The organism is Alteromonas sp. ASW11-130, assembly GCF_026183735.1.
Classification (GTDB): domain Bacteria; phylum Pseudomonadota; class Gammaproteobacteria; order Enterobacterales; family Alteromonadaceae; genus Alteromonas.
This window is the reverse complement of sequence record NZ_JAPFRE010000014.1, coordinates 36,598-60,540: the sequence shown is the minus strand read 5'-3', so window position 1 is coordinate 60,540 and position 23,943 is coordinate 36,598. Positions and strand designations below refer to the sequence as shown.

The 23,943-nt window shown below is 44.2% G+C and carries 20 protein-coding genes and 1 pseudogene; 14 read left to right on the top strand and 7 right to left on the bottom strand.

The window, feature by feature from the left end:
- The first annotated feature begins 54 nt into the window (after positions 1–54).
- The 7 genes from hflK to OPS28_RS02940 all read left to right on the top strand — a co-directional run bounded on the left by hflK (position 55) and on the right by OPS28_RS02940 (position 8,773).
- Positions 55–1,203, top strand: coding sequence for an FtsH protease activity modulator HflK (gene hflK / locus OPS28_RS02970; protein WP_265607943.1), 1,149 nt, complete (start codon positions 55–57; stop codon positions 1,201–1,203).
- Between the two features lie 6 nt (positions 1,204–1,209).
- Positions 1,210–2,094 carry a protease modulator HflC gene (hflC, locus tag OPS28_RS02965; RefSeq protein ID WP_265607942.1) on the top strand — a complete coding sequence of 295 codons (885 nt, stop codon included), beginning with the start codon at positions 1,210–1,212 and terminating at the stop codon, positions 2,092–2,094.
- A gap of 389 nt (positions 2,095–2,483) precedes the next feature.
- Complete coding sequence (locus OPS28_RS02960) at positions 2,484–4,052, top strand: AbgT family transporter (RefSeq protein WP_265607965.1); 1,569 nt, start codon at positions 2,484–2,486, stop codon at positions 4,050–4,052.
- 29 nt (positions 4,053–4,081) lie between these two features.
- Positions 4,082–5,161 (top strand): ferrochelatase, encoded by a 1,080-nt coding sequence (gene hemH, locus OPS28_RS02955; RefSeq protein ID WP_265607941.1) that lies wholly within the window; start codon positions 4,082–4,084, stop codon positions 5,159–5,161.
- A gap of 44 nt (positions 5,162–5,205) precedes the next feature.
- Positions 5,206–5,571, top strand: a complete 366-nt coding sequence (locus OPS28_RS02950; RefSeq protein WP_265607964.1) for a DUF4112 domain-containing protein — start codon at positions 5,206–5,208, stop codon at positions 5,569–5,571.
- Between the two features lie 124 nt (positions 5,572–5,695).
- Entirely contained in the window at positions 5,696–7,336 is a 1,641-nt protein-coding gene (locus OPS28_RS02945) for an acetolactate synthase large subunit (protein WP_265607940.1), read from the top strand.
- 9 nt (positions 7,337–7,345) lie between these two features.
- On the top strand, positions 7,346–8,773 hold the full coding sequence (locus OPS28_RS02940) for an aldehyde dehydrogenase family protein (RefSeq protein ID WP_265607939.1): 1,428 nt from the start codon (positions 7,346–7,348) through the stop codon (positions 8,771–8,773).
- A gap of 230 nt (positions 8,774–9,003) precedes the next feature.
- Here the strand turns inward: OPS28_RS02940 and OPS28_RS02935 are convergent.
- Positions 9,004–9,360: pseudogene (locus OPS28_RS02935) on the bottom strand (DUF2237 family protein).
- A gap of 113 nt (positions 9,361–9,473) precedes the next feature.
- Between OPS28_RS02935 and OPS28_RS02930 the strand changes: the two are divergent.
- The 4 genes from OPS28_RS02930 to OPS28_RS02915 all read left to right on the top strand — a co-directional run bounded on the left by OPS28_RS02930 (position 9,474) and on the right by OPS28_RS02915 (position 13,144).
- A complete protein-coding gene (locus OPS28_RS02930) occupies positions 9,474–10,082 on the top strand; it encodes a glutathione S-transferase family protein (RefSeq protein ID WP_265607938.1) in 609 nt (202 codons plus the stop codon).
- A 290-nt stretch (positions 10,083–10,372) separates the two neighbouring features.
- Positions 10,373–10,570 (top strand): hypothetical protein, encoded by a 198-nt coding sequence (locus OPS28_RS02925; RefSeq protein WP_265607937.1) that lies wholly within the window; start codon positions 10,373–10,375, stop codon positions 10,568–10,570.
- Positions 10,571–10,589: 19 nt separating this feature from the next.
- Positions 10,590–12,056, top strand: a complete 1,467-nt coding sequence (locus OPS28_RS02920) for an OmpA family protein (protein ID WP_265607936.1) — start codon at positions 10,590–10,592, stop codon at positions 12,054–12,056.
- Between the two features lie 131 nt (positions 12,057–12,187).
- On the top strand, positions 12,188–13,144 hold the full coding sequence (locus tag OPS28_RS02915) for an alpha/beta hydrolase (protein ID WP_265607935.1): 957 nt from the start codon (positions 12,188–12,190) through the stop codon (positions 13,142–13,144).
- Positions 13,145–13,387: 243 nt separating this feature from the next.
- Here OPS28_RS02915 and OPS28_RS02910 read toward each other — a convergent pair whose 3' ends face one another.
- The 4 genes from OPS28_RS02910 to OPS28_RS02895 form a co-directional block, all read right to left on the bottom strand.
- Positions 13,388–15,067 carry a lipoprotein N-acyltransferase Lnb domain-containing protein gene (locus OPS28_RS02910; RefSeq protein WP_265607934.1) on the bottom strand — a complete coding sequence of 560 codons (1,680 nt, stop codon included), beginning with the start codon at positions 15,065–15,067 and terminating at the stop codon, positions 13,388–13,390.
- A gap of 134 nt (positions 15,068–15,201) precedes the next feature.
- On the bottom strand, positions 15,202–15,579 hold the full coding sequence (locus tag OPS28_RS02905; protein WP_265607933.1) for an adenosine deaminase: 378 nt from the start codon (positions 15,577–15,579) through the stop codon (positions 15,202–15,204).
- A 309-nt stretch (positions 15,580–15,888) separates the two neighbouring features.
- Positions 15,889–16,125, bottom strand: a complete 237-nt coding sequence (locus OPS28_RS02900; protein ID WP_265607932.1) for a hypothetical protein — start codon at positions 16,123–16,125, stop codon at positions 15,889–15,891.
- A gap of 6 nt (positions 16,126–16,131) precedes the next feature.
- Positions 16,132–16,983, bottom strand: coding sequence for a DNA ligase (locus OPS28_RS02895; protein WP_265607931.1), 852 nt, complete (start codon positions 16,981–16,983; stop codon positions 16,132–16,134).
- 770 nt (positions 16,984–17,753) lie between these two features.
- Here OPS28_RS02895 and OPS28_RS02890 point away from each other — a divergent pair.
- Entirely contained in the window at positions 17,754–17,972 is a 219-nt protein-coding gene (locus OPS28_RS02890) for a VF530 family protein (RefSeq protein WP_265607930.1), read from the top strand.
- Positions 17,973–18,013: 41 nt separating this feature from the next.
- On the opposite strand, the gene OPS28_RS02885 is transcribed toward OPS28_RS02890, so the two are convergent.
- Positions 18,014–19,600 carry a cisplatin damage response ATP-dependent DNA ligase gene (locus OPS28_RS02885; RefSeq protein ID WP_265607929.1) on the bottom strand — a complete coding sequence of 529 codons (1,587 nt, stop codon included), beginning with the start codon at positions 19,598–19,600 and terminating at the stop codon, positions 18,014–18,016.
- The gene (locus tag OPS28_RS02880; protein WP_265607928.1) at positions 19,600–20,625 is read right to left on the bottom strand and encodes a ligase-associated DNA damage response exonuclease; all 1,026 of its coding nucleotides are present in this window, start codon (positions 20,623–20,625) and stop codon (positions 19,600–19,602) included. The genes OPS28_RS02885 and OPS28_RS02880 overlap by 1 nt, the downstream gene beginning before the upstream one ends.
- 110 nt (positions 20,626–20,735) lie before the next feature.
- On the opposite strand from OPS28_RS02880, the gene OPS28_RS02875 reads away from it, so the two are divergent.
- The gene (locus OPS28_RS02875; RefSeq protein WP_265607927.1) at positions 20,736–23,195 is read left to right on the top strand and encodes a ligase-associated DNA damage response DEXH box helicase; all 2,460 of its coding nucleotides are present in this window, start codon (positions 20,736–20,738) and stop codon (positions 23,193–23,195) included.
- Positions 23,179–23,919: a ligase-associated DNA damage response endonuclease PdeM gene (gene pdeM, locus OPS28_RS02870; protein ID WP_265607926.1), complete on the top strand. Its 741-nt coding sequence runs from the start codon at positions 23,179–23,181 to the stop codon at positions 23,917–23,919. Before OPS28_RS02875 ends, pdeM begins: the two co-directional genes overlap by 17 nt.
- The last annotated feature ends 24 nt before the right edge of the window (positions 23,920–23,943 follow it).

Here is a 23,943-nt window from a genome sequence, read left to right as displayed (position 1 = left end):
TCAACAATGTTCTTAAAAAAGAAACTTAATTAAAACCACTTACGGAGTAATAGCATGGCTTGGAACGAGCCGGGTGGCAAAAATAACGACCCGTGGAAAAATCGCGGCGGCCGGGATCAAGGTCCGCCGGATTTGGATGATGTTTTCAAAAATTTATTTGGCAAGTTCGGGAAATCTGGCGGCGGTAAAGGCGGCTCAGGCTCGAACATGGGTAAATTGGGTATTGGCCTGATCATTGGCCTGCTAGTGGTTATATGGTTTGTTAGCGGCTTCTACACCATTCGAGAAGCCGAGCGTGGAGTCGTGTTACGCTTTGGCCAGTACTACAAACAAGTTGAACCAGGATTACGCTGGAAACCCACGTTTATAGATAAAGTTATTCCTGTTGATGTGCAATCTATTCGCGACCAGGCTTCTTCAGGTTCGATGCTGACCGAAGATGAAAACGTGGTTCGCGTACAAATGGAAATGCAATATCGTGTCGTTGATCCTTATCGCTGGACATTCGCTGTTACCAGTCCAGAAATGAGTCTAAGTCAGGCATTGGATAGCGCTATACGCTATGTTGTGGGTCATTCATCCATGGACGATGTGCTAACAGATGGCCGTGAAGTAACCCGCCAGCGTGTATGGGAAGAGCTCCAGTCTATCCTTGAACCTTATAATTTGGGCGTGGCGATTTTAGATATGAACTTCAAAGATGCCAGACCCCCTGAAGAAGTTAAAGATGCATTTGATGACGCCATATCCGCTCAGGAAGATGAACAACGCTTCATTCGAGAAGCGGAAGCTTATGCCCGTGAAATCGAGCCTCGTGCACGTGGTCAGGTAAACCGTATGAACGAAGAAGCTCAAGCGTATAAAGAGCGTGTCATCCTTGAAGCACAGGGTGAAGTAGCGCGTTTCGCTGAGCTGCTACCTCAGTATGAGAAAGCTCCTGAAGTGACGCGGGATCGTATATATCTGGAAACCATGGAAGAAGTATACAGCCGCACCAGTAAAATACTGGTCGACAACGAAAAAGGCAGCAGTATGATGTATTTACCGCTGGATAAAATCATGGAACGTCAGTCCAACATATCGCCACAGCGCTCGCGTAACTCTCTACAAGGGTTACAAAATCAAAGTACGATAGATCGTGACCAATCTTCTCAAAATGAATCAGGCTTACGAGAAAGTCGCTTCAGGAATGGAAGGGAGTAAATTGCCATGAAAAACTTATTGATCGTTGTATTAATCATACTTGGCGTATTGGCGTCTGGCTCTCTATTTGTAGTCAAAGAAGGCGAGCGTGCCATTGTAATTCAATTTGGTAAGGTCGATCGCGACCCAGAAACTGGCGAAACCAAAGTATTTGAGCCGGGATTGCATTTCAAAATTCCGCTTATCGATACGGTTAAGCACCTGGATGCGCGCATTCAAACACTTGATGATGCTCCTGACCGTTTTGTTACGTCCGAGAAAAAAGACTTAATTGTTGACTCTTACGTAAAGTGGAAGATCAAGGATTTTGCTCGTTATTACCTGTCGACAGGGGGCAATAAACTTCAAGCAGAAGCATTATTGAAACAGAAAGTAAATAACGGCTTACGCTCTGAATTCGGCGCACGTACCATTGCCCAAATTGTATCTGGGGAGCGTTCAGCGCTAATGAACCAAGCGATGGAACAAGCAGCTTCTTCATCAGATGAACTGGGAATCGGAATTGTTGATGTAAGGGTAAAGCAAATCAACCTACCCACCGAAGTGAGTAATTCCATATTCCAGCGCATGCGAGCAGAGCGTGCCGGGGTCGCCAGAGAGCATAGATCGGAAGGACAAGAACAAGCAGAAGTAATCAGAGCAGACATTGATGCGAAAGTTACCGTTATGCTTGCTGATGCTGAACGAAATGCACGACAGGTTAAAGGTGAAGGTGATGCGCTTGCAGCCCAAATTTATGCCGATACCTATTCTAAGAACCCTGAGTTTTATAGTTTCTTACGTAGCATGGACGCCTACCGTAGCAGCTTTAACAGTAAGCAAGATATACTGGTGGTGCAGCCAGATAACGACTTCTTTAAATATATGAATGGTAAGAATGACGGGCAATAGCTCACTGTACAACCTGAGGCCGGTGTAATCACCGGCTTTTTTTGCTCCAGAATGTAAAGCGGTATTGAGCTATAAACCCCTTATAATGCTAATGGTTATCGTTAAATATAAACCTGATTTACCTCGCAATAAATAAATCTGTTTTGCCTAACCTACTGAATTAAACGATACTAAATAGCCTTTAATGAGGTTAACGGCGTTAAATTAACTTATGCTGATAAGTATCGAGAATCTTGCTAGAATATCCCCAAAAATAAGCCAGTAATGCAAAAGAATTGGCGCGATATATTCAGTCAATGTACAACACTGATTAGAGTTAACAATAAAGTGCTTTGTCACTTAACGTCAGAGGAAGTAGTGTGTCGTCTTCAAATTCCAATAGCCAAGCTATGACTAATACCGCGTCAACAGGCTGGTTTTCACGTTTTCTTGCAACTGTTGAATGGTTAGGTAACCTACTACCCCATCCAGTCACCTTATTCGCTTTACTTTCCGTATTCATTGTCATTTTAAGCGGAATTCTAGGGTATTTTGATATTGCGGTTGCGGATCCCCGTCCCTTGGATGCTAAAGGGCGTGACCCAGACGGCATGATTGAGGTAATTTCCTTGATGAGTGCTGAAGGTTTACAGCGTATTGTTACGGGACTGGTTACAAATTTCACGGGCTTTGCTCCTTTAGGTACAGTATTGGTCGCCTTATTAGGTGTATCAGTCGCGGAGCATTCTGGATTACTGTCTACCGCTTTACGTTCTTTGGTAATGAACGCGTCAAAAAGAGTAGTTACCTTTGCCATTGTGTTTGCGGGTATTATCTCAAACACTGCGTCTGAACTAGGCTACGTGGTTTTGATACCTCTTGCTGCCATGATTTTCCATTCTCTAGGGCGGCACCCGTTAGCCGGACTTGCAGCCGCCTTTGCGGGGGTGTCAGCTGGCTACAGTGCGAATTTGTTACTCGGAACAGTTGACCCCTTATTATCCGGTATCACCGAAGCCGCCGCCCATATGATCGATCCGATGTATTCCGTAGGGCCTGAGGTGAATTGGTATTTTATGTTTATCAGTACATTTTTAGTCGCAATATTGGGCGCTCTGGTTACTGAAAAAATTGTCGAACCACGGCTAGGCCAGTTTGATGAAAAAGACGCTTCGGTACATTTAGAAAAGCAAACGATGGAGCCACCTACTGCCCAAGAAAAAAGTGCACTTAAATGGGCGGGCGTGTCATTTGCGGTAATGTGCGGTTTGTTAGCGCTTACTGTCGTCCCAGAATGGGGGATATTGAGGCACCCCGAAACGAATGAGGTAGCAGGTTCGCCCTTTTTGAAAGGTATCGTGGCCTTTATATTTATTACCTTCGCTGTGCCTGGATTTGTCTATGGCCGTGTAGCGGGAACTATGAAGAATGACCGCGATATCATTGATGCCATGTCCAAAAGTATGGGGGCAATGGGTCTCTATATCACTTTAGTATTCTTTGCTGCGCAGTTTGTCGCGTTTTTCAAATGGACGAATCTGGGAACCGTATTAGCCGTAAAAGGTGCCGCGTTATTGCAAACTCTCGGCCTTGATGGTCCTGAAGTTTTTATCTTATTCATCATTATGTGTGGAATCGTGAATTTATCGTTGGGCAGTGCTTCAGCGCAGTGGGCAGTAACAGCGCCGATCTTTGTTCCCATGTTAATGCTGATCGGATTTGCTCCTGAGGTCATTCAAGCTGCCTATCGTATAGGTGATTCCGTTACCAATGTCATTTCGCCGATGATGAGTTATTTTGGCCTTATTCTCGCGATGGCCGCGCGTTATCAAAAGGATTTAGGGATGGGTACCCTCATTGCAACCATGCTACCTTATTCATTGGTCTTTATGGTGGGTTGGTCACTATTATTCTATATCTGGATATTTGTACTGGGTATGCCAGTGGGGCCAGGTGCAGCAACGTATTATCAGCCTTAGTAAAACATTTAGGAGGGTGCCTGCCCATTATGAAATATATCAATTCGACCGGCTTTACGCATAAACAAAACGATAAAATTGGCGTATTGATTACAAATTTGGGCACACCCGATGAACCCACGCCAAAGGCGTTAAAACGTTACCTTAAACAGTTTTTATCTGACCCTAGAGTGGTTGAAGTACCAAAACTGATCTGGTGGACGGTATTAAATGGCATCATTTTGAATATCAGGCCTAGGCGCTCAGCGAAAGCGTACCGTACGGTCTGGACAAATGAAGGCTCACCTCTACTTACCATCACACAACAGCAAACAGCGGCGCTTCGGCTTAAATTGATAGAAAAATATGGTGATAACATAGTGGTGGACTTTGCTATGCGTTATGGCAGCCCTGCGATCGATGTTGTTACCAACAAGATGCTGGACCAGGGCGTCAGGAAATTGATTGTATTGCCGCTTTATCCTCAGTATTGTGCTTCCACTACTGGCTCCACGTTTGATGCAATAGCCAGCTTGTTCACTCGTCGTCGTTGGTTACCTGATTTTCGATTTATAAATGCTTATCACGATCACCCCAGTTATATCGAAGCGCTGGCAACCAGTGTACGTCAGCATTGGGAAAAGCACGGCAAAGCTGACAAACTTATTTTTTCATTCCATGGCATTCCTAAGCGTTATTTAACCAATGGCGATCCTTACTTCTGTCATTGCCATAAAACATCAAGGCTTTTAGCAGCATCGTTAGGCATAAATGAACAACAGTACGAAACAACTTTCCAGTCAAGATTTGGTCGAGAAGAATGGTTACAGCCCTATACTGACTTTAGGCTTAAAGCGTTACCAGGTGAAGGAATAAAGTCCATACAAGTGGTGTGTCCTGGTTTTTCCGCGGATTGTTTAGAAACATTGGAAGAAATAGCCGTGGAGAACCGTGACTACTTTATGGAAGCGGGTGGAAAACGGTATGAATATATCCCTGCGTTAAATGCACACGCTAATCACATTGCGGCACTCACGACGATAATTGAGCAAAATATTCAAGGATGGCGTATTGATAATGAACTTTCATTGAGATCTGAATTATCAAAAAAGCACGGAGCAACGCAATAGTGGACCAAACAAAAGCACCTCAGGAACTTCTGAAGGCACAGAAAATGGCCAATACGTTGGATACAGCAATTAAAGTGCCTTTTATACCCTTTAAATTCGGCCTAGATTCCATTGTCGGCTTGATACCTGGAGTAGGGGACGCTGCTATGTTAGCTGCATCAATGCGCATAGTATATCTGGGTAAAAAAATGGGTATGCCTAAATCGTTAATAACTAAAATGGTGCGCAATGCGGCATTAGATTTTGGTATTGGCTTTATTCCATTCGTTGGTGATGTAGTGGATTTCTTTTACAAGGCAAATCGCGCAAACGTAAAATTAATGGAAAAATGGTGGGTGCAGGAAAATAAAACCCAGCTTGATGCGAACACCCAAAAAACTTTAGCGTCCTGGAATGAAAAAGTATATTAACTGAATCATTTTAGTGCGCTCATGCTAGAGGGCGCTAATTAAATCGATCTTATCTCTATTGTTCTCGGTACTTATTGTTACTTTAGGCAAATCGCCTGAGTAATAAAAAGGAGAGCACAACTGAATGAAAGCCTCTGATCTTTTTATCAAAGCCTTGGAAGCCGAAGGTGTAGAGTACATTTTCGGTATTCCGGGTGAAGAAAATTTAGATCTACTCGAATCGATCCGAACTTCTTCTATTAAACTTATCCTCACGCGGCACGAACAAGGTGCTGGTTTTATGGCCGCTACCTATGGCCGGTTAACGGGCAAAGTGGGCGTGTGCCTATCAACCCTTGGGCCGGGGGCCACGAATTTGGTTACGCCAGCTGCCTATGCCCAGTTGGGCGCCATGCCAATGTTGATGATCACCGGGCAAAAGCCGATCAAAACCAGTAAGCAAGGAAGGTTTCAAGTCATCGATGCGGTCGATATGATGCGGCCCATTACAAAATACACCACACAGGTCGTCAGTGGAGACCGTATTCCATCCATTATTCGAGAAGCCTTTCGTATAGCGCATGAAGAACGGCCTGGCGCTGTTCATATAGAATTACCAGAAGATATAGCAGACGAAAACACGTCGGCTCCACTGCTCACCCCAAGTTATTCACGACGGCCCATTGCCGAGTATAAAGCGATTAATGAAGCGGTAAGCATGATTGAGAAAGCACGATCTCCGCTGCTCCTTATCGGGGCGGGCGCCAACCGCAAACTAACGGCGAAAATGCTGCGAGAATTTATCGATAAAACGCGAATTCCTTTTGTCACCACGCAAATGGGTAAAGGCGTAGTTAATGAAGGGGATGACTTATTTGCGGGTAACACTGCTTTATCAGACGGTGATTTTGTTCATCGAGCAATAAAGCGAGCCGATCTCATTATAAACGTCGGCCACGACGTGGTCGAGAAGCCTCCTTTCTTTATGCATAACGACGGCAAGAAGGTTATCCATGTCAACTTCGACCCTGCAGCAGTTGATCCGGTTTACTTTCCGCAATTAGAGGTAGTGGGCGATATCGCCAATAGTATTTGGCAAATCAAAGAACGGGTTACACCACAAAGCGCCTGGAAACTGGATTTCTATCAGGATGTGCATGAAGCGTACGTTAGTCATCGTAGAGAAACGGAAGATGACAACAGATTTCCGATCTTACCAGAACGGTTTGTACGGGATGTGAGATCAGTAATGCCTCCTGAGGGCATCGTAACGCTGGATAATGGGGTGTATAAAATTTGGTTTGCCAGAAACTATCCGGCCTATGAACCCAATACCTTGTTGCTGGATAACGCTCTTGCTTCCATGGGGGCCGGTCTCCCCTCTGCGATTGCAGCTAAATTAGTCAACCCAAATGTACCTGTATTGAGTGTGTGCGGTGATGGGGGCTTTATGATGAACAGTCAAGAATTAGAAACCGCCGTCAGACTGAAGTTAGATTTAGTGGTTATTATTCTTCGCGATGATGCCTATGGAATGATCAAGTGGAAACAGGCGCACATGGATTTTGGTAATTTTGGCTTGGATTACTCAAATCCAGATTTTGTAGCCTATGCTAATGCATATGGTGCCCATGGGTGGCGCATTGAATCTACCGAAGCATTACGTGACCGCATTCAACATTGCTTAAACGCTCCGGGGGTCCATGTTATTGATTGTCCCGTGGATTACAGCATGAATGATAAGACGCTTAACAACACCATTCGTGAACTAAGCAGCCAGCTATAAGGAGCAAATATGAAGGATAACTACCCATTTTATTTAGCCAACGAAGCAGTTTATAAAAATAAAGATCTAGAAGTAACGAATAAGTACACAGGGGAAGTGGCTACCCGGGTTGCAAAGGCTAATGCTGAAGATATTGATAGGGCCATCGCCGCCGCCGAAAAAGCGCAACCGGCTATGACCGCCATGTCACCGTTTGAAAGACAGGCAGTGCTGGATCACTGTATAAAACGCTTTAAGGAACGCGAAGAAGAGCTTGCAGACGCTTTGTGTATCGAAGCAGGTAAACCTATTAAGGATGCTAAAGGAGAAGTGACCCGCTTAATAGATACATTTCGAATAGCGTCTGAAGAATCAGTGCGTATCAACGGCGAAGTAATTAACTTAGAGATTTCTGCACGCGCAAAAGGCTACCAGGGCATGACCAAGAAAGTTCCTATTGGGCCCTGTTCGTTCATTTCACCGTTTAACTTTCCCCTAAATCTGGCGGCTCATAAGGTGGCTCCGGCTATCGCAGCCGGATGTACATTTATCTTAAAACCAGCTTCTCGAACGCCGATAGGAGCACTGATTATTGGGGAAATCCTAGCTGAAACTGATTTGCCGAAAGGTGCTTTTTCGATTCTACCCTGTAGCCGTGATGGCGCAGATCTATTCACAACCGATGAACGCTTAAAATTATTGAGCTTTACGGGCTCGCCGGATGTCGGATGGGAGCTAAAAGCGAAGGCCGGGAAGAAGCCCGTGATATTAGAGCTAGGTGGCAATGCTGCCTGTATTGTCGATGAAGATGCCGACCTGGAAGACGCACTCGAAAGAATAATAGTTGGCGCTTACTACCAGTCAGGTCAAAGCTGTATAGGCGTCCAACGTGTTTTACTTCATCGCTCAATTTTCGATGACTTTAAGCAGCGATTCGTGGAAAAAGTAAAAGCGCTGAAATCTGGCGATCCCTCAGACAAAGATACGTTTATCGGGCCTATGATCTCTGAATCTGAAGCCAAAAGATTGGAAGGCTGGATTCAAAACGCGGAGAAACAGGGTGCTACCTTACTCTGTGGGGGTGAACGCAATGGGGCTATGTTAGAAGCGACAGTAATGGAGAACGTGCCAAAAGATGCCGATCTCAGTGCAGAAGAAGCATTTGGTCCAGTGGCTGTATTGTACCCTTTTGATGATTTTGACGCCGCGCTGGATGAAATAAATAATAGCCGTTACGGATTACAGGCGGGCATTTTTACACGGGATCTATACAAAGCTAACCGGGCCTGGGACAAGCTTGAAGTGGGAGGCGTCGTTATAGGCGATGTGCCCAGCTGGCGAGTTGACAACATGCCATATGGTGGGGTGAAGGATTCAGGATTGGGTCGGGAAGGTATCCGCTATGCCATTGAAGATATGACAGAAACGCGATTATTGGTGATACGGACACCACAGTAATTCACTTATTTTTGTCGCTACTGCATTATACGGTGACAAAAGTGGTATAGGGTGACCACCACGTTCAATCGTCACCACCGTGCCCAATCGTCACCACCGTGCCCAATCGTCACCACCGCGAAAGCGGTGGCCTCTTAATCAACCCTATAAATAGGAACGCACCCAGACGCTCAATCGTCACTATCGCGCTTAGCCAGCACCATCCCGCGCAATGAAATGCCATCTATTTTTCAGATGCCAAATTTTTCAAGATAAGTCAACGGAATCACTTCCAGTGCTTTTTCGTGGGTTGCCTCCAAATTAACTTTAGGCGCGACGCCCGCCTCATAGGCGTGCAACCAGCGAATAGCACATAAACACCAACGATCACCAGCCTTCAACCCGGGGAACTGCATCTCTGGCCGTGATGTTATCAAATCATTCCCTTGCGTTAACTAGTATTCCAAAAAGGCATCATCTACCACCGCGCAGACACTATGATTGCCAATATCATCGTTGGGGACATAACAGAATCCTTCACGCGTATAACCTGAATTACCACAACACAATTTCAGGGGTGTGCCCAATACATTTTTTGCGTTCGCCATCTATTACCCACTACACTTTTTTCGTAGTTACCTTAAGTGTGACAGCATACTATCATTTTGCCACTCGAATACGGTATCTTGGCAGAACATTATCAAATGAAGAGGGATTTACGATGAAATTGTATCAGATGCACAAGGCTCCTAATCCTCGCCGCGTGCGGATGTTTATGGCAGAAAAATCTATTACGGCTGAACTGGTTGAACTGGATTTACAAAAGGGTGAAAACCTGACGCAGGAAATGCGGGCGAAAAACCCACTAGGTAAAGTTCCTGTACTCGAATTAGATGATGGTACCTGTATTAGCGAATGTACTGCCATATATACCTACCTTGAGTCACAGTTTCCAGAACCTCCACTTATGGGCACTACCGCAGTTGAAAATGCCCAAGTGGTTATGTGGGAACATCAGGTAGAACTAGCGTTAATGTTACAAATAGGCATGTGTTTTCAGCACACCACTGGTTATTTTAGGGACCGGATGACACCCATTCCAGAATACGGACACGAAGCGGGCAAAATTGCGCAGCAATACATGAAGCTACTTGATCGACGATTAGGTGAATTTCAGTTTATCGCGGGAGACTTTTTCTCTGCCGCTGATATCACCGCCCTTTGCGCGATTGACTTTGGGCGAGTGGTAGATATTCGTATTGCAGAAGAACATTCTAATCTTGCCCGATGGCATGCGGAAGTCAGCAAGCGGGAAAGTGCAAAAGCGTAGAGTTTTTTCGTGACTTCGTGATAATACAAGGTCAACAGGAACGCTAAAGATCACATCGATTGGTCGGCTGAACGCTTAACGTCGTCTTCGCGGTTCATTAATACTTCAACAAAGTGGGTGAGTTTATTCACCCATACCAGTGCGGCTTCGATATCGCTCAACACTAGCGTTGATTTGCACCTCTTTCAAAAAGTACTACGCTAAGTGAGGTGGTAAAAATGTAAGAACGTGTAGGTCTTTGCAGTTTCATATTTGTCCCTTCTTCGTATTTTCAGAGTAGGGCACGCGTTATGAGGTTTACTAATCTGCATGGTGGGCGATTAGCAAACCCTTTAGATTCCTTACAAAGTAGACGAATGCTGCTACGTAGGCGCGGCGACAAAGTGACGATAAATATGTCTTCATTTTTGACGGTGGTCATTTGGCAAAATGGCCGTGTAATAGCTAAAGATTTGGCAATAAATGTCACAACGTTCTGGATAATCTAATTTAGAAAATGAGCACACGATGAAAATTTTAATGTTGGCGTTGATTCTTGGTTCAGGGCTACTGCTGGGTTGCGCTAGTCAAACTAAACTTACAGCAAGTCAAATAACTATCCAATATCCCCTCGTGGGAGAGGCTGAAGAAGCAATAAGGCGTGCTGAATCGCAGCGACTGCAACGCTATGCGCCTGAACACATCGAACAAGCGCGCTCGTCCTACCAGAAGGCTACGAAGCAAGCGACGAACGATAATCCTGAAGCAACAAACAGTGCTCAACAAGTAGTAGATTATGTAGTCGCCGCTGAACAACAAGCGGCAGAAGCGCAATACGTGTTTGATGAAGTTATTGCTGCAAGGGAGCGTGCGATAGAAGCCAATGCTGATTCACTCGTTGGAAAGCGATTTAGCAACGCCGATGAACGGCTGCTAATGATGTTTGCGCAACTTGAGCAAGGCGATGATGAACGGGCGAAACGTAATATAAGCGAACTCAAAAATGAGTTTTTAGCGATTGAGCTTGCTGCGCTTAAAACAAACATGTTGAGTACAGCTGAACGTTGGTTGGATAAGGCTAAGCGCGAAGACCTGGATGACAGAACGCCCATTTTGTTTCGCCAAGCCTATGATGAATACCAATTGGCATTAAATACGTTAGAGGCTGACCGCACCAATACTCAACGCGCTAATATTCACTCCAATCAAGCTATTGCTCTGGCGAAACGAGCACAATACGTTGCTGCGCTTGAAGAATATTTTGATAATGCGGACTTTAGCGAAGAGCAAAAAATTGTCTGGTTTCAAAACCAATTCGCTACGGCGCTCGCTCCCTTAATGGGAGAACTAGCGTTTGATAAACCTTATAAAGACACAGTGCAGGCAGCCAGCGCGCGGATCCAGGAAGAAATGGCAACAGTGGCTCAGCTAAATACCCAAATCACCACACTATCAAACCAGCTTAGAGCAGCGGGAGAACAGGCTTCAGCAAAACAAGCCGAATTGCAAAAACAACGCGAAGCTGAGCTACTTGTTGCGCAAATGGAATTAGAGCAAGAACAACAAGCCAAACGAAAAAATAACGCGCTTTTTGAAGGTGTTCAGTCACTTTTTGATGATAGTGAAGCAACCGTATATCGACAACGAGATAATGTATTAATCCGCGCTCATGGATTCGCATTCCCTAGTGGAAGCAGTGAAATTGAGTCATCTAATTTTGCCTTACTCAATAAAATCATTGAAGCAGTAAGTCGTTTCCCAAATTCCAAGGTGAGCGTATCTGGCCATACCGACGCTACAGGGAGTGATGAGCTAAATATGAAATTATCCCAGAATCGGGCAGAGACAGTTGCTGGCTTTTTAAATAAAGTCGGGAAAATCTCTCAAGAAAGGCTGTCCTACGAAGGCTTCGGAGAAGAGAAGCCGGTTGCCAGCAACGAAACACCTGACGGACGCGCACAAAACCGACGTGTAGAAATTCTTATTATTAACTAAATCTTAAATTCTACATTTGCTGCCCCGTCTATTTATAAATGAGTATTTACGTGCGAATGTAATTATCGTTGCAATCCAATAATATCCAACTTGAGGTTAGCGAGTTGCTTAACATGGAAAGGAAAAACCTTATGCTAATTATCACCAATAGAAATATAAATTTTCAAAATTTTAATAATGGAGTGGGTAACGAGAATGGTTTTGGCGATCATGTTAATGCCAAAGGACCTAACGAGATTCGTCTCGCCCATGCTGAACGAGATGGCGAACACTGGAAAGTATCTTTAGTGAATGAGCCAAACAACTTAAAAGCCTCTAACCTTCCTTCGCGTAGAATCTTCGATCAAATTCGAGATCGACTCATAGAGACCCGCAGAAACGCCTTGTTCTTTGTGCACGGGTTTAATCAATCTTTTGTAAAAAATCTTGAAAAAGCGCAGCGAATTGAAGATTTACACGGCGTAGAAGTTATCGTTTTTTCCTGGCCTTCTAACCCGGGCGGATTTCCAACGAGTGAATATCGTCAGGCGCGAAGACACGCGCAAGCATCTGTGAGCGCGTTGGATGCCACACTAGAGAAACTTGGGCAATATCTAAAGGAGCCTTTTAGTAAACAGGAACTACAACGGTGTGGGGTAAAGCTGTCTTTCATGGCCTACAGCTTGGGAAACTTCTTGTTTCAAAGTTATGTGAGTGGCACAAGCTACGATGATGAAACAAATGTTTTTGAAAATATTATCCTTTGCCAGGCAGACGTTGACAATGAAGGGCATAGGCTTTGGGTTGACAAAATCCAAGCTGGGAAGCGGGTATACGTTACGATTAACGAAAATGATTATGTGCTGAAATGGTCGGACACCAACTTTCAAAAAGATCGATTAGGACGTAGTGCCACTAAATTAAATGCTCGCGCCGCTATCTATTTCGATTTTACCAATGGTGCAAAAGTAGAAAGAACACACGAAATGTTTGCGGTCCGCGAAAATGAATCGGTAAGAAGTTTTTTCACTGAAGTACTGAATGGAAGGCGTGCTGAGCGTAATACATCGATGAAGTTTGATGATCGAATTAACTGTTATCGCTTTTAACGCAAATTGGAATGCCCTATTAAAAAAAGAATTCAATCGGCGGGTACCAATGTGTTGGTAAACTACATGCTTTGCGTGGCAAACCAGCCGCCCCTGTAGGCTCGGTATCTATTAGAGCGGGTGCATTTATGCTTCTTATCTATAGTAGAGAGACTGCTAATTAGGACTTATAGTGGCAGATAGTTTTCTATAATAGCGAAGTTATTTGGCAAGCTCATTACATAAAATATTCTATTGAAAACGCTAATATCTATACTTAAGCTCTAATCCGTATACTTCTTCTCTGTTCTGGTTAAAATTCTCCTTACTTGCCGAAAGGGTGACTAGCCATTGCTTTTTGAAGTATTTAATATAGCGTAGCGTATAGGCTTGGTTAACATGTGAAGAGTTAAAGTCATTAAACATAAATGAAGACTCAACACGTAATTTGCTGTTTCCTATTGCATAAAGGTGTGAGCCAAGCGTTAGTTTACCGTATACCCACGCTGCGGAATCAGAAGCTGATGCACCTAACTTAAGTTGTGCGAATACCCCTAAGTCAGTGTGTGGTTCAAATGCAATACCACTACTGACGTCTATATAACTCGTCAATTTGTATCCTATACTCGGGCGTAATCGTTGCTCAAAGCCAAAAGAAAACCCAGTCGATACTCCCTTTGTTACCGTATCAAAAGGAATATGGGATTTCATGTCGTAGATCTTCCAAGAGTCTAATTCTACATTCTGCCTTGCTACATCTATTAGCAGTTTTACGGACGATAATGTTAAAGCTGTTTCACCGAAAACATTCCGTTTGTCGTCGTCCAATGTACTGGCGACCGGAAAGTAGCCTATGGTTAACCAATTGACCTGCTCTCGATGCAAAAGGCCCATAGAAATTTCAGCTTCTGGCGATACATTCAAGGGATTTTTATAGTCGGCCGCATCAATCGAATAATCAGGTAAAGCTGTGCCGAACTCCTCTAAGTCAAATTTATTTCCTTGGTACTTTTGTCGACTAATTACGTCAGTCTTATACATAAATTCGTTCAGAGCTTTTGCGTATTCATATTCAATGATTTGGCCAGAATGAAGTGGTAGCGCCTTTTCCTTCGTTATAAAATCTTTGATGACTTTAGTATTCTGATTAGAAATCTCTTCAGAGAGTGAACGCAGTCTCCATTGAGTAGAAGGTGTCACATGTGCTCGTTGGATTACGTTATTATCATTGACGAATTTAACTACATCTAGCGGAGTTAACCACTCTTTTGTAAAGGTCGAATTTGTTGCTAATGAAATGAGGATCTGTGTAACGGTAGCACAATTATAGCTGTGAAAATAATAGTACAACTCACTTTTTCCGAGTTCCCAGATATGGTCTTTCAATAGTGCTAATTTGAACGGTTCAACATCTATTTTATAGTCCCAAATATTGCGGGCTTCAGCATTCAGGTAATAATTCGAAAATTCGTTAAATGGTCCGACTTTGAAGTATCCATTTTTTCCTTCATATAATGTTTCCCAAAGCAAAAATGGAACATTTATGGTATCTAGCTCTGTGAAGAAGGTAACACCATGCTCGACAGGTATGCCATTTCCTCTTGTTCCGGAAAGCTTAAGCATAATATGACCGAGCATTGAACTAGCCTGAGTCACATTTTCTGCAGCGTAAACTAAAGAAAGTTCATCTACTGGAACTTGCGCTGCGTACTCATCGTATTCTTCACATTTTACTGGTGAAAGAGTACCACTTTTCAAGGCTAAGAATTTTTCTAAAAATCTTTTGCGAGCGGGATAGTTACAGGCTTTAGCAGGATGATTAATAATAAGATCTAAAGTTCTGTGCATCTCCATTCGCGAATTGGCGGGAACCCCACTTACGTATAGATTATTTTTCGGGTTGATTGGACTGCCTTCATGAAAATGGATAAGTTGGTGCCACACTGAATGCTCATATAGCTTCTTTTTGTCGACTTGTTCGAGTAATGAGCCATAGGAGTGAGGGAGGCTAAGGCAGGAAAAAGAGAAAAAATAGAAAAAGGAAGCCCAAAGACTTCCTTTAATAGGATAATACACGCTTATTTACAGTTAATAGAAACGTTGTCTTGGTATTTCCACATTTTTTCTGTCGAGTAGTCGGTAGTAGAACCAAACACTCCACCAGATAAAATATTAACAAAGAACGCAGATTCAACTTCTTTGTTTAGAGCAGTTTCAGATGTACATCTCTCATCTTGAACTACTAGAACTTTATTTTTATTTTCTTTCTTAACGTTCACGATACCCGGAACTGTGTGAGACTGCCCATCAACAACTGTTTCAACGCTTTCCCCATTAGAGGTGGTCACATTAATTTGCTGAGTGTCTTCTGTTAAGATTGTCGCGCAGCCAGTAGTTAGCATTGCTGATGCGATAAACGTTGCTAAGATAACTTTTTTCATTTTTTTATATTCCATGTTTGTACGTCTTCCTGTAAGACGCCCGGATTGTAAAGGAAATCATTTTCTGAAAAAAGACAAAGGTGAAAAAAGGTGGCGATTACTAGCGGTTATTTCTGCTCTATTTAAGTCGGTATACAAGCACTTCTCGCGCAGTTACATGCAGGTCTGTGAAAAAATGTATTCGCATATATATAACGTTACCCACATTACCGGTGTACACGGTTGGTGAATTAATTTTTACTTCAATGCTGGTCTGTATATCGTTCTTTTCCCAATGTTTAGCTCATCATTCTTATAGGTTCAAAGCCCAATTGGCGTTTCGCTTTAACCACGATTACCATTTAATATGAAGAAAACCTGGTTGATTTTTGATGGGGCAACTCTAATTTCTGCGCCGAAAATATAATAAATTAATGCGCCTATACCGAATCCAAGCATAGTAAAGATGGCTGTAGGCCCTTTTCGAGCAATAACCGCTATCTGCTGTTTATGGCTTTCTCCTCTAATGCTATAACTCAATAGGTCGACTTTCTGAGGGTAACTTCTATCGGGCCCATTCATATCAGGTCATTCCTTGTGGGGGCGGACATACATAAAACTCGCGAAGCGAGGAATACCACGCTTTGTAACACCGTAGTGTTTAAAGGTAATCCAGCTACCTATAGGCGGAGGTGCCCCCCGTTCTGATTGTGTAAAACCACTGCCTATTTTAAATTGAATTCCCTCCCGGGTTTCGACCAATAATGAACCCATCATGCCAACAAATTTTCCTTTTCCCTCCAAGTGAGCAATAACTTTTGCTTCGTCATCTTCATAACGTTTAGCTTTTAGTAACTTATTGGTGCGGCCATTCTGATACAATGCGTGCCTGTGATGAAGCATCAGCCCCTCCGCACCAGCATTGGTGACGGCTTTTAGTTTTGCTTCTAATTGTTGAGTGGAACGCATTGTGGTTTGTGGAACCATTACTAAGGTGGGGTTTTTTGTTTGTTCAATAAGCTTTTTCATTTTTGCAACGCGAAGGTAAAAAGGCGTGTTTTCATTTGGCAGATCAAACAACATCATTCTGATCTCCTGCCAACGCTGATCAGGGATGTCGCTGAGCACAATTGACGCGATCCGTTGAAAATCACTCCGCTTTGTCCAGAGTTCACCATCCATCGCTACGTTGGGCCAGCCCTTAGTAAACCAAGCTGGTGTGTTAATCTTGTTTCCATTTCGGCTGAGCAGCATTTTTCCTGTCCAGCGAGCGCGTATACCGTCTAATTTTTCGCTAATCAGGTAGTCGCTCACTTTGATTTCAGTAGAATAAGCTTTCGCCAACTGTATGGGGCCCGTATCAAATCTCGTTGTTTCACCAGCACTGATACACTGAGAAAAAAGTAGTATCAGGGAGCTAATCCAATAAATGTGTTTCATAAAATAACTTCGCAATCATAAAGCTTTGTATTTTAGGGGATAGGTGATGAGAGTGAACTGGTCTGCGGAATAGGTTTTCTTTGGAACGACCAAATCTTGGACACGGATTAGCCTGATGTTGAAATTTCAACTGGATTGCGATGCCGTGTAATTCGTTCACATAAAATAGATAATCATAATTCAATCTGGTGTAATCCGTTAGCGCATCAAATGGCGCCGGGTAAAGCCTGGCTTAAAATTCGTTTGAGAGGAAAGGCAAGCAACCAGATGGACAGCCTACTCAAGAGTGGCGCCATTTCACACCGGCACAATTCGATAATGAAATTCGGCCCTAAAATCATACGGCTGTGTTTCGTGGTTTTTTTGCAGGATTAGGCTCGTTGTGCAAGCAGGCCAAAAGAGGATGGCGGCTGCGGCAGCCTATCTGAAATCGCCTGATGATGGTTCACCCGCTACACTATTATAAGTCCAACAGCAATTAAAGGTGCGATCTCGCACGCCAGCAATTTCAATGGCGTTAACTTCGCTCGTCGGGAAACACACTTAAGCATACTCATAGACTCCTTGTTGGGGCTTAAAGATACGGCAGTCTCCCATGCGGCTTCTGTGCAATCGGCAACTTATCGCCTGAACAGCGGTAACAGTTTTTCACTAATTTAAAATCACGTTTGTAATAGTAGAATGTAACTGATGTAATACGCGTAACGGACCGAACATCGGTACACCATCACACATCATTAGTGACTAATTGATACCTAATAGAGTTTAACATGCCTAACGAACAACCAAACAATCCACTGCACGGTCTTACGCTGGAAAAAATATTGACTCAACTGGTTGACCAATATGGTTGGGACGGACTACATGAACGTATCCGAGTGAATTGCTTTGTGAACGATCCTTCAATTAAGTCGTCGCTGAAATTCCTGCGCAAAACACAATGGGCGAGGGATAAAGTGGAAGCCTTATATATCAAAACTTTCAGCTAAACAGTGTGACTGACTTGTGGAAAGTATGATTATAAGACTATTCATTCCTTTTCCTTTGGTTCAATAAGATCCACTACCGTTTCCAAAGTATCTGCCTCCCTCGCTGGTTTGTCCCAACGGATACGGTTTATACGTGGAAAACGCATAGCGACACCGGACTTATGGCGAGTCGACGGATGCACGGCATCGAATGCAACCTCTACCACTAATTCTTTTTTTACTTCGCGTACCGGACCGAAGCGGCCGATGCTATTGCGTCTTACCCAGTTATCCAGCTTTTTCAATTCCTCATCAGTAAATCCCGAATAAGCCTTACCTATCGGCAGTAGTTGGTCACCCTGCCATGCGCCGAAGGTGAAATCGGAATAGTAACTCGAGCGTTTGCCATGTCCGCGCTGTGCATACATCATCACTGCATCAACTATCTTAGGATCGCGTTTCCATTTATACCACTGACCTTTAGGACGGCCAGGTACGTAGGCACTATCAATTCGTTTTAGCATTAATCCCTCTACCGCGAGGTTTTCTGAGGCCAACTCGTGCAGTGATTTAAGCGCCGCTTCAGAAGGTGTCTCCAGCGTTTCAGAAATTTGAATGCGAGCAGAATGCTGCTTGTCTACCCAGTCGATTAAGTATTGGCGTCGTTCAGACAGAGGCTTGTCGACGAGTGACTGTCCGTTTAACGATAAAATATCGTAGGCAATCAGTCCAGCTGGATGAGTTTGCATCAATATTTTGTTCGGTTTCTTTTTGTTCAATCTTTGTTGCAGGTCATTAAAAGGGGCGACGTCACTGCCGTGCATCACTAATAATTCCCCATCTATCACTGCATCTGCTGAAACCTCTTCTAGAAGATCGGGAAAAGAGTGACTGATGTCGTCGGCATTACGACTAAACAAAGCTTTTTCATCGCGTTTCACTACCAACTGTACCCGGATGCCATCATATTTATGTTCAACTTGCCATTTGCTGTTGTCCCAAGGCAATACCTCATTCAAGGTCAATGGATGGGAAAGCATCACTGGCGAAAAGGTAATTTGATCGCTGATATCGGGCATGTCAGCCTTGCCTTCAAGCCACCCCAGCAGATCAGTATAGGGCGGTTCCACGCCATGCCATAACCGTTCAATGTCCTCTACTGACTTATTGCCGTAGCGGGCAAGAATTTGTTTAATACTTCGCGCAGACACGCCTACGCGTAGTCCGCTCGTACCTAATTTAATTAACGCCCAGCGCTGGGCGGAGTTCATTGATGATAAATAGTGAGCAAGCAATTCAGGTACAGTCTTGCGGGTAGCGCGGCTGAACTTTTCGACTAATTCGCCTAATGTAGGTAGCGGTACTTCAGTTGCTGATTGTTCCGGCCATAGGTGAGCTACCGTTTCACTCATCTCCCCTACATAGTCGTAGCTTAAATCGAACAAGGTTGAATCGACCCGTTCCAGTATGAGCTGTTTTACCGTATTTCGTTTGAAAAATTCAAAGCGAAGTGAACCGGCGATAGCAGCGATTGCCCACCCCCGATCAGGATCAGGTGTGCGTTTTAAGTAATCTATGATTAACGCCGCTTTAGCGTTGTGACTGCTGGTATAATACAGCTGCTCTAATAGTTCGCTAAAAGCCTGCATTAGCCCGTTTCATCCTCATCTTCGTAACCAATCAGCCGTAACGCTTTGGTTTTATAGCCCATTTTGGTGGATTGATAAACTAACGCATCTTCACGGCCGTGAGTTACCCACACTTCTTTGGGATTGACCTCTTCAATCGTTTGCAATAGTTCTGGCCAATCGCAATGGTCGGAAATAATAAGCGGCAGTTCTACTAAACGCTGTCTGGCTCGGGCGCGTACCTGCATCCAACCTGATGCCATTACGGTACGTAATTTAGGAAGGGTGCGGGACCATCTGTCTGCCAACGCAGAAGGAGGAGCAATTACGATTTCTCCTGCCAATGATTGTTTGTCTTCCACGTCACTTACCGGGACGAGCTCACCCAGTTCGATGCCCTTCTCCTGATACAAATTACAGAGTTTGATCAGTGCTCCGTGAAGATAAATAGGTTTGTGGTAACCCGCTTCACGCAATCCAATGATGACACGCTGACACTTACCTAATGCATAAGCTCCTATCAAATGACAGCGGTCAGGAAATATAGCGACTGACGCCATCAGTTTCTTAATTTCCTGTTCAATAGGTGGGTGTGTAAAAACTGGCAACGCAAAAGTTGCTTCTGTGATAAACACGTCACAAGGAACCACTTCAAATGGAGGACAGGTGGGATCGCGTCTGCGTTTGTAATCGCCTGAGATCACCAATACCTTCCCCTGATATTCAATCCTTACCTGACACGAACCTAAAATATGCCCGGCCGGATGCAAACTGACTAAAACGGGGTCGTTTGTCTTTCCAAATTGTTTTATTTCCCCCATGTTAAGTGCGAAGGTTTGTTTAGCCATCTCTTCACCATAACGGGTCTGCATGATAGCGATCGTATCGCCGCTGGCATAAACAGAACCGTGACCTGAACGAGCATGATCCGCATGACCATGGGTAACAATCGCTTGCGCAACGGGTTGCATGGGGTCGATGTAGAGATTCGCGGGTTTACAGTATAATCCCGGTGACTCGACTGACATCCATTCCTGTGGGTGCAAAAGGCATCTCCTGAATTTCTATGTTTTGATATACGCCATAACGTAAACATTTGATTTAAATTTTAATCGCAGGGAGGCATCAGAACGTAACAGCATCCAAGTCTATTAAGTTGAGAAAGCCTATTTTACCGAAAAAATTTGCAGATTGGTTTGCTCGAAAAGGGTGGAAGCTGCGCGATTATCAGCTGGAAATGTTGCAATCTAGTTGGAAAAAACAAAGTACTTTATTAGTAGCACCCACTGGCGCAGGGAAAACCTTATCTGGATTTTTACCTAGCTTACTTGAATTGGACAGTCAGCCTCGAAAAGGCTTGCATACCCTGTATATTTCACCACTAAAGGCGTTAACCCAGGATATTCATCGTAATTTGCTTGAACCTATCGAACAGATGGAGCTGCAAATTTCGGCAGAGACCCGCACGGGTGATACACCGTCACATAAACGGCAGCGACAACGGAAAAATCCGCCTAATATTCTTCTTACAACACCTGAGTCTTTTATGTTGATGTTGTCTTATGCGGACGCCAGCACGTTGTTCGCCAGAGTGGAACGAATAATTATTGATGAAGTACACAGTGTCGTCGCCAATAAACGGGGAGATTTTACTGCGCTAGCCCTTAGCCGATTGTCGGTCCTTGCGCCAAATGTTAAACGCATCGGTCTTTCTGCTACCATCGCCGAACCTCATACTATTGCGAGTTGGTTGGGTAGAAGCGGCGAACCTGCAGAGATCATCAACGTTCCTTCACCAGTCAAACCAAAAGTCAGTATTTTAACGTCTTCTAACCGCATGCCATTTGGTGGTTATATGGCGAAATATGCTATGGGTGACATTTACTCAGCCATTGAACAGTCGAAAACGTGTTTGGTGTTTGTCAATACGCGTGCCCAGGCAGAGCTAATTTTCCAAATGCTGTGGGAGGAAAACAAACTTGGTTTACCTATAGCGCTTTACCATGGTTCGTTAAGTAAGGAACAACGACGAAAAACTGAGGCCTTGATGGCGGCTGGTCAGTTGCGTGCCATTGTATCCACCTCGGCGTTGGAACTTGGCATAGATTGGGGCGATGTCGATTTGGTCATCCAAGTGGGCGCGCCGAAAGGCGTAAGTCGATTGATGCAACGTATAGGTCGAGCGAATCACCGCTTAAACGAACCCAGTATCGCACTTTTAGTGCCAGCCAATAGATTTGAAGTACTGGAATGTCAGGCGGCTATTGACGCCATCGATGCTGGACAACTGGATGGCGACGCACCGCAACCTGGGGCGATGGATATCCTTCCGCAATTTATTCTTAATTGTGCCTGTCATGAGCCTATCGACCCAAAAGAAATATATCAACAGATTACAAATGCTGCTCCCTATCAAGCGGTAAGTTGGGAAGAATTCCAAAAATTACTGAGTTTTACTAGGGATGGTGGAAGCGCACTGCGTGCGTACGAACGCTATCAGCGATTAGTGCCGAATGACGAAGGAAAGCTTGTACCCGCTAACAAACGTGTAATGCAGCGACATAGACAAAATATTGGTACTATCGTTGAAGCGGGGAGATTAAAGGTAAAACGATTGCGTAGAGGAAATCAAGGAACCATCATTGGAGAGGTCGAAGAGTATTTCGCCCAGCAGCTTACACCCGGCGATACTTTTATCTTCGCAGGAGAAGTTCTGCAATACGAAGCTATAAGGGATATGCAGTTACACGCCCGTCCCGCGAAAGGTAAAGATCCCAAAATTCCCAGCTATGTCGGCGGTCAAATGCCGATGTCGACGTTTTTAGCGGATAATGTAAAGCGGCTGCTACATAACAAAAAAGAGTGGAAGAAATTACCTGTTCAAGTTACTGAATGGTTACATTTACAAGCGGGCTTTTCACAGATCCCCACCCCTGAAACAGTGCTAGTGGAACAATTCCCTTTTCGCAAAACCTTTTATACGCTTTTTTATACGTTTGAAGGGCGTAAAGCTAATCAAACTTTAGGCATGTTACTTACTCGCCGCATGGAAAGACTGCGACTTAAACCACTCAGCTTCAGTGTCACAGACTATGGTCTTTCTATCAGCGCGATAAAACAGATCTCCGCTGAGCAACTGTCTGCATTATTTCAACCTGATATCCTTGGGGATGAATTGGAAGACTGGATGTTACAAGCGCCTATGCTTAAGCGATCGTTTAGACAGGTGGCTGTGGTGAGTGGCCTGACTGAACAACGATACCATAGCAGTCAGAAAACTATGAAGCAGGTAACCTTCTCCACCGATCTTATTTATGACACACTGCGAGAATATGACCCGGATCATATATTATTAAGTGTCGCCCGCGCGGATGCAGAAAGAGAGCTTCTTGATCTACGGCGACTGGCTGATATGTTAATTCGCTACGTGGGAAAAACCAAGTTGATTAACCTACCAAAAGTGTCTCCTATGGCGATTCCGATTGTGCTGGATGTGCGTAGCGAGCAGATCAAAGGGGCGGGCACACATGCGCTTCTAGAACAAGCAGACTTATATGCGGAAGCTGAAGCGATGATGGAAGACGTGAGGGAGTTATTGGGTGGCAGTATCAGCTGACTGGATATGTGAAGCGGTCACACAAAAAAAAGGTGTTTTGGTTAAGCTTGCAGAATTAAGCTGGTTGTTGCATGCAGAGGGTGTGGCATTTTGTCCCGCCCATGACACTTTACTTGTTTCAGATCTACATTTTGAAAAAGGCAGCTTCTTACTTCAGTCGGGTAATCCGCTTTCGCCTTTGGATACACATGCCACCCTACAGCGACTGACTAATCTGATTAAGTTATTTAATCCCTCCAAGGTTATTTGTGTTGGTGATAGCTTTCATGACAAAGGCGCGTTAAACCGTCTATCGAAAGAAAATCGGCACGCACTGGAAGAGGTGATCAATATGCCCAATCAGTGGGTGTGGATATTAGGTAATCACGATCCAGAGCTACCCGTCACTTTGCCTGGTCAGAAAAGACAGCGGGTGGTTGTCGGGTCCATTCATATACTTCACGAACCTGAAGTTGAACATGACCCTGAAAATGATAGTCACTATCAGATAGTTGGGCACTTCCATCCAAAAGGTAAAGTTACGGTAAATCGCCATCGTTTGACCGGAAAGTGTTTTGTGCGTACAGATAATCTACTTATTATGCCTTCATTCGGTCAATATACAGGGGGGCTGGACGTTAACGATGAGGCGATAACCCGCCACGCGACTAAACCTTCCAGACACTGCTACTTGATGTATGAAGGGGCAATCTATCAAATCAACGAGAGAAAACGTATAAGATAGGCAGTAAAGCTACCTGCAACGGGC

Excerpts from the sequence above, each read along its gene's own strand:
- OPS28_RS02960 (WP_265607965.1), top strand. The coding sequence starts at position 2,484 with ATGACTAATACCGCGTCAACAGGCTGGTTTTCACGTTTTCTTGCAACT.
- hflK (WP_265607943.1), top strand. The coding sequence starts at position 55 with ATGGCTTGGAACGAGCCGGGTGGCAAAAATAACGACCCGTGGAAAAAT.
- OPS28_RS02950 (WP_265607964.1), top strand. The coding sequence starts at position 5,206 with ATGGCCAATACGTTGGATACAGCAATTAAAGTGCCTTTTATACCCTTT.
- OPS28_RS02930 (WP_265607938.1), top strand. The coding sequence starts at position 9,474 with ATGAAATTGTATCAGATGCACAAGGCTCCTAATCCTCGCCGCGTGCGG.
- OPS28_RS02945 (WP_265607940.1), top strand. The coding sequence starts at position 5,696 with ATGAAAGCCTCTGATCTTTTTATCAAAGCCTTGGAAGCCGAAGGTGTA.
- hflC (WP_265607942.1), top strand. The coding sequence starts at position 1,210 with ATGAAAAACTTATTGATCGTTGTATTAATCATACTTGGCGTATTGGCG.
- OPS28_RS02915 (WP_265607935.1), top strand. The coding sequence starts at position 12,188 with ATGCTAATTATCACCAATAGAAATATAAATTTTCAAAATTTTAATAAT.
- OPS28_RS02890 (WP_265607930.1), top strand. The coding sequence starts at position 17,754 with ATGCCTAACGAACAACCAAACAATCCACTGCACGGTCTTACGCTGGAA.
- OPS28_RS02900 (WP_265607932.1), bottom strand. The coding sequence starts at position 16,125 with ATGAATGGGCCCGATAGAAGTTACCCTCAGAAAGTCGACCTATTGAGT.
- OPS28_RS02940 (WP_265607939.1), top strand. The coding sequence starts at position 7,346 with ATGAAGGATAACTACCCATTTTATTTAGCCAACGAAGCAGTTTATAAA.
- OPS28_RS02905 (WP_265607933.1), bottom strand. The coding sequence starts at position 15,579 with ATGGAATATAAAAAAATGAAAAAAGTTATCTTAGCAACGTTTATCGCA.
- hemH (WP_265607941.1), top strand. The coding sequence starts at position 4,082 with ATGAAATATATCAATTCGACCGGCTTTACGCATAAACAAAACGATAAA.
- OPS28_RS02920 (WP_265607936.1), top strand. The coding sequence starts at position 10,590 with ATGAAAATTTTAATGTTGGCGTTGATTCTTGGTTCAGGGCTACTGCTG.
- OPS28_RS02895 (WP_265607931.1), bottom strand. The coding sequence starts at position 16,983 with ATGAAACACATTTATTGGATTAGCTCCCTGATACTACTTTTTTCTCAG.
- OPS28_RS02925 (WP_265607937.1), top strand. The coding sequence starts at position 10,373 with ATGAGGTTTACTAATCTGCATGGTGGGCGATTAGCAAACCCTTTAGAT.
- OPS28_RS02885 (WP_265607929.1), bottom strand. The coding sequence starts at position 19,600 with ATGCAGGCTTTTAGCGAACTATTAGAGCAGCTGTATTATACCAGCAGT.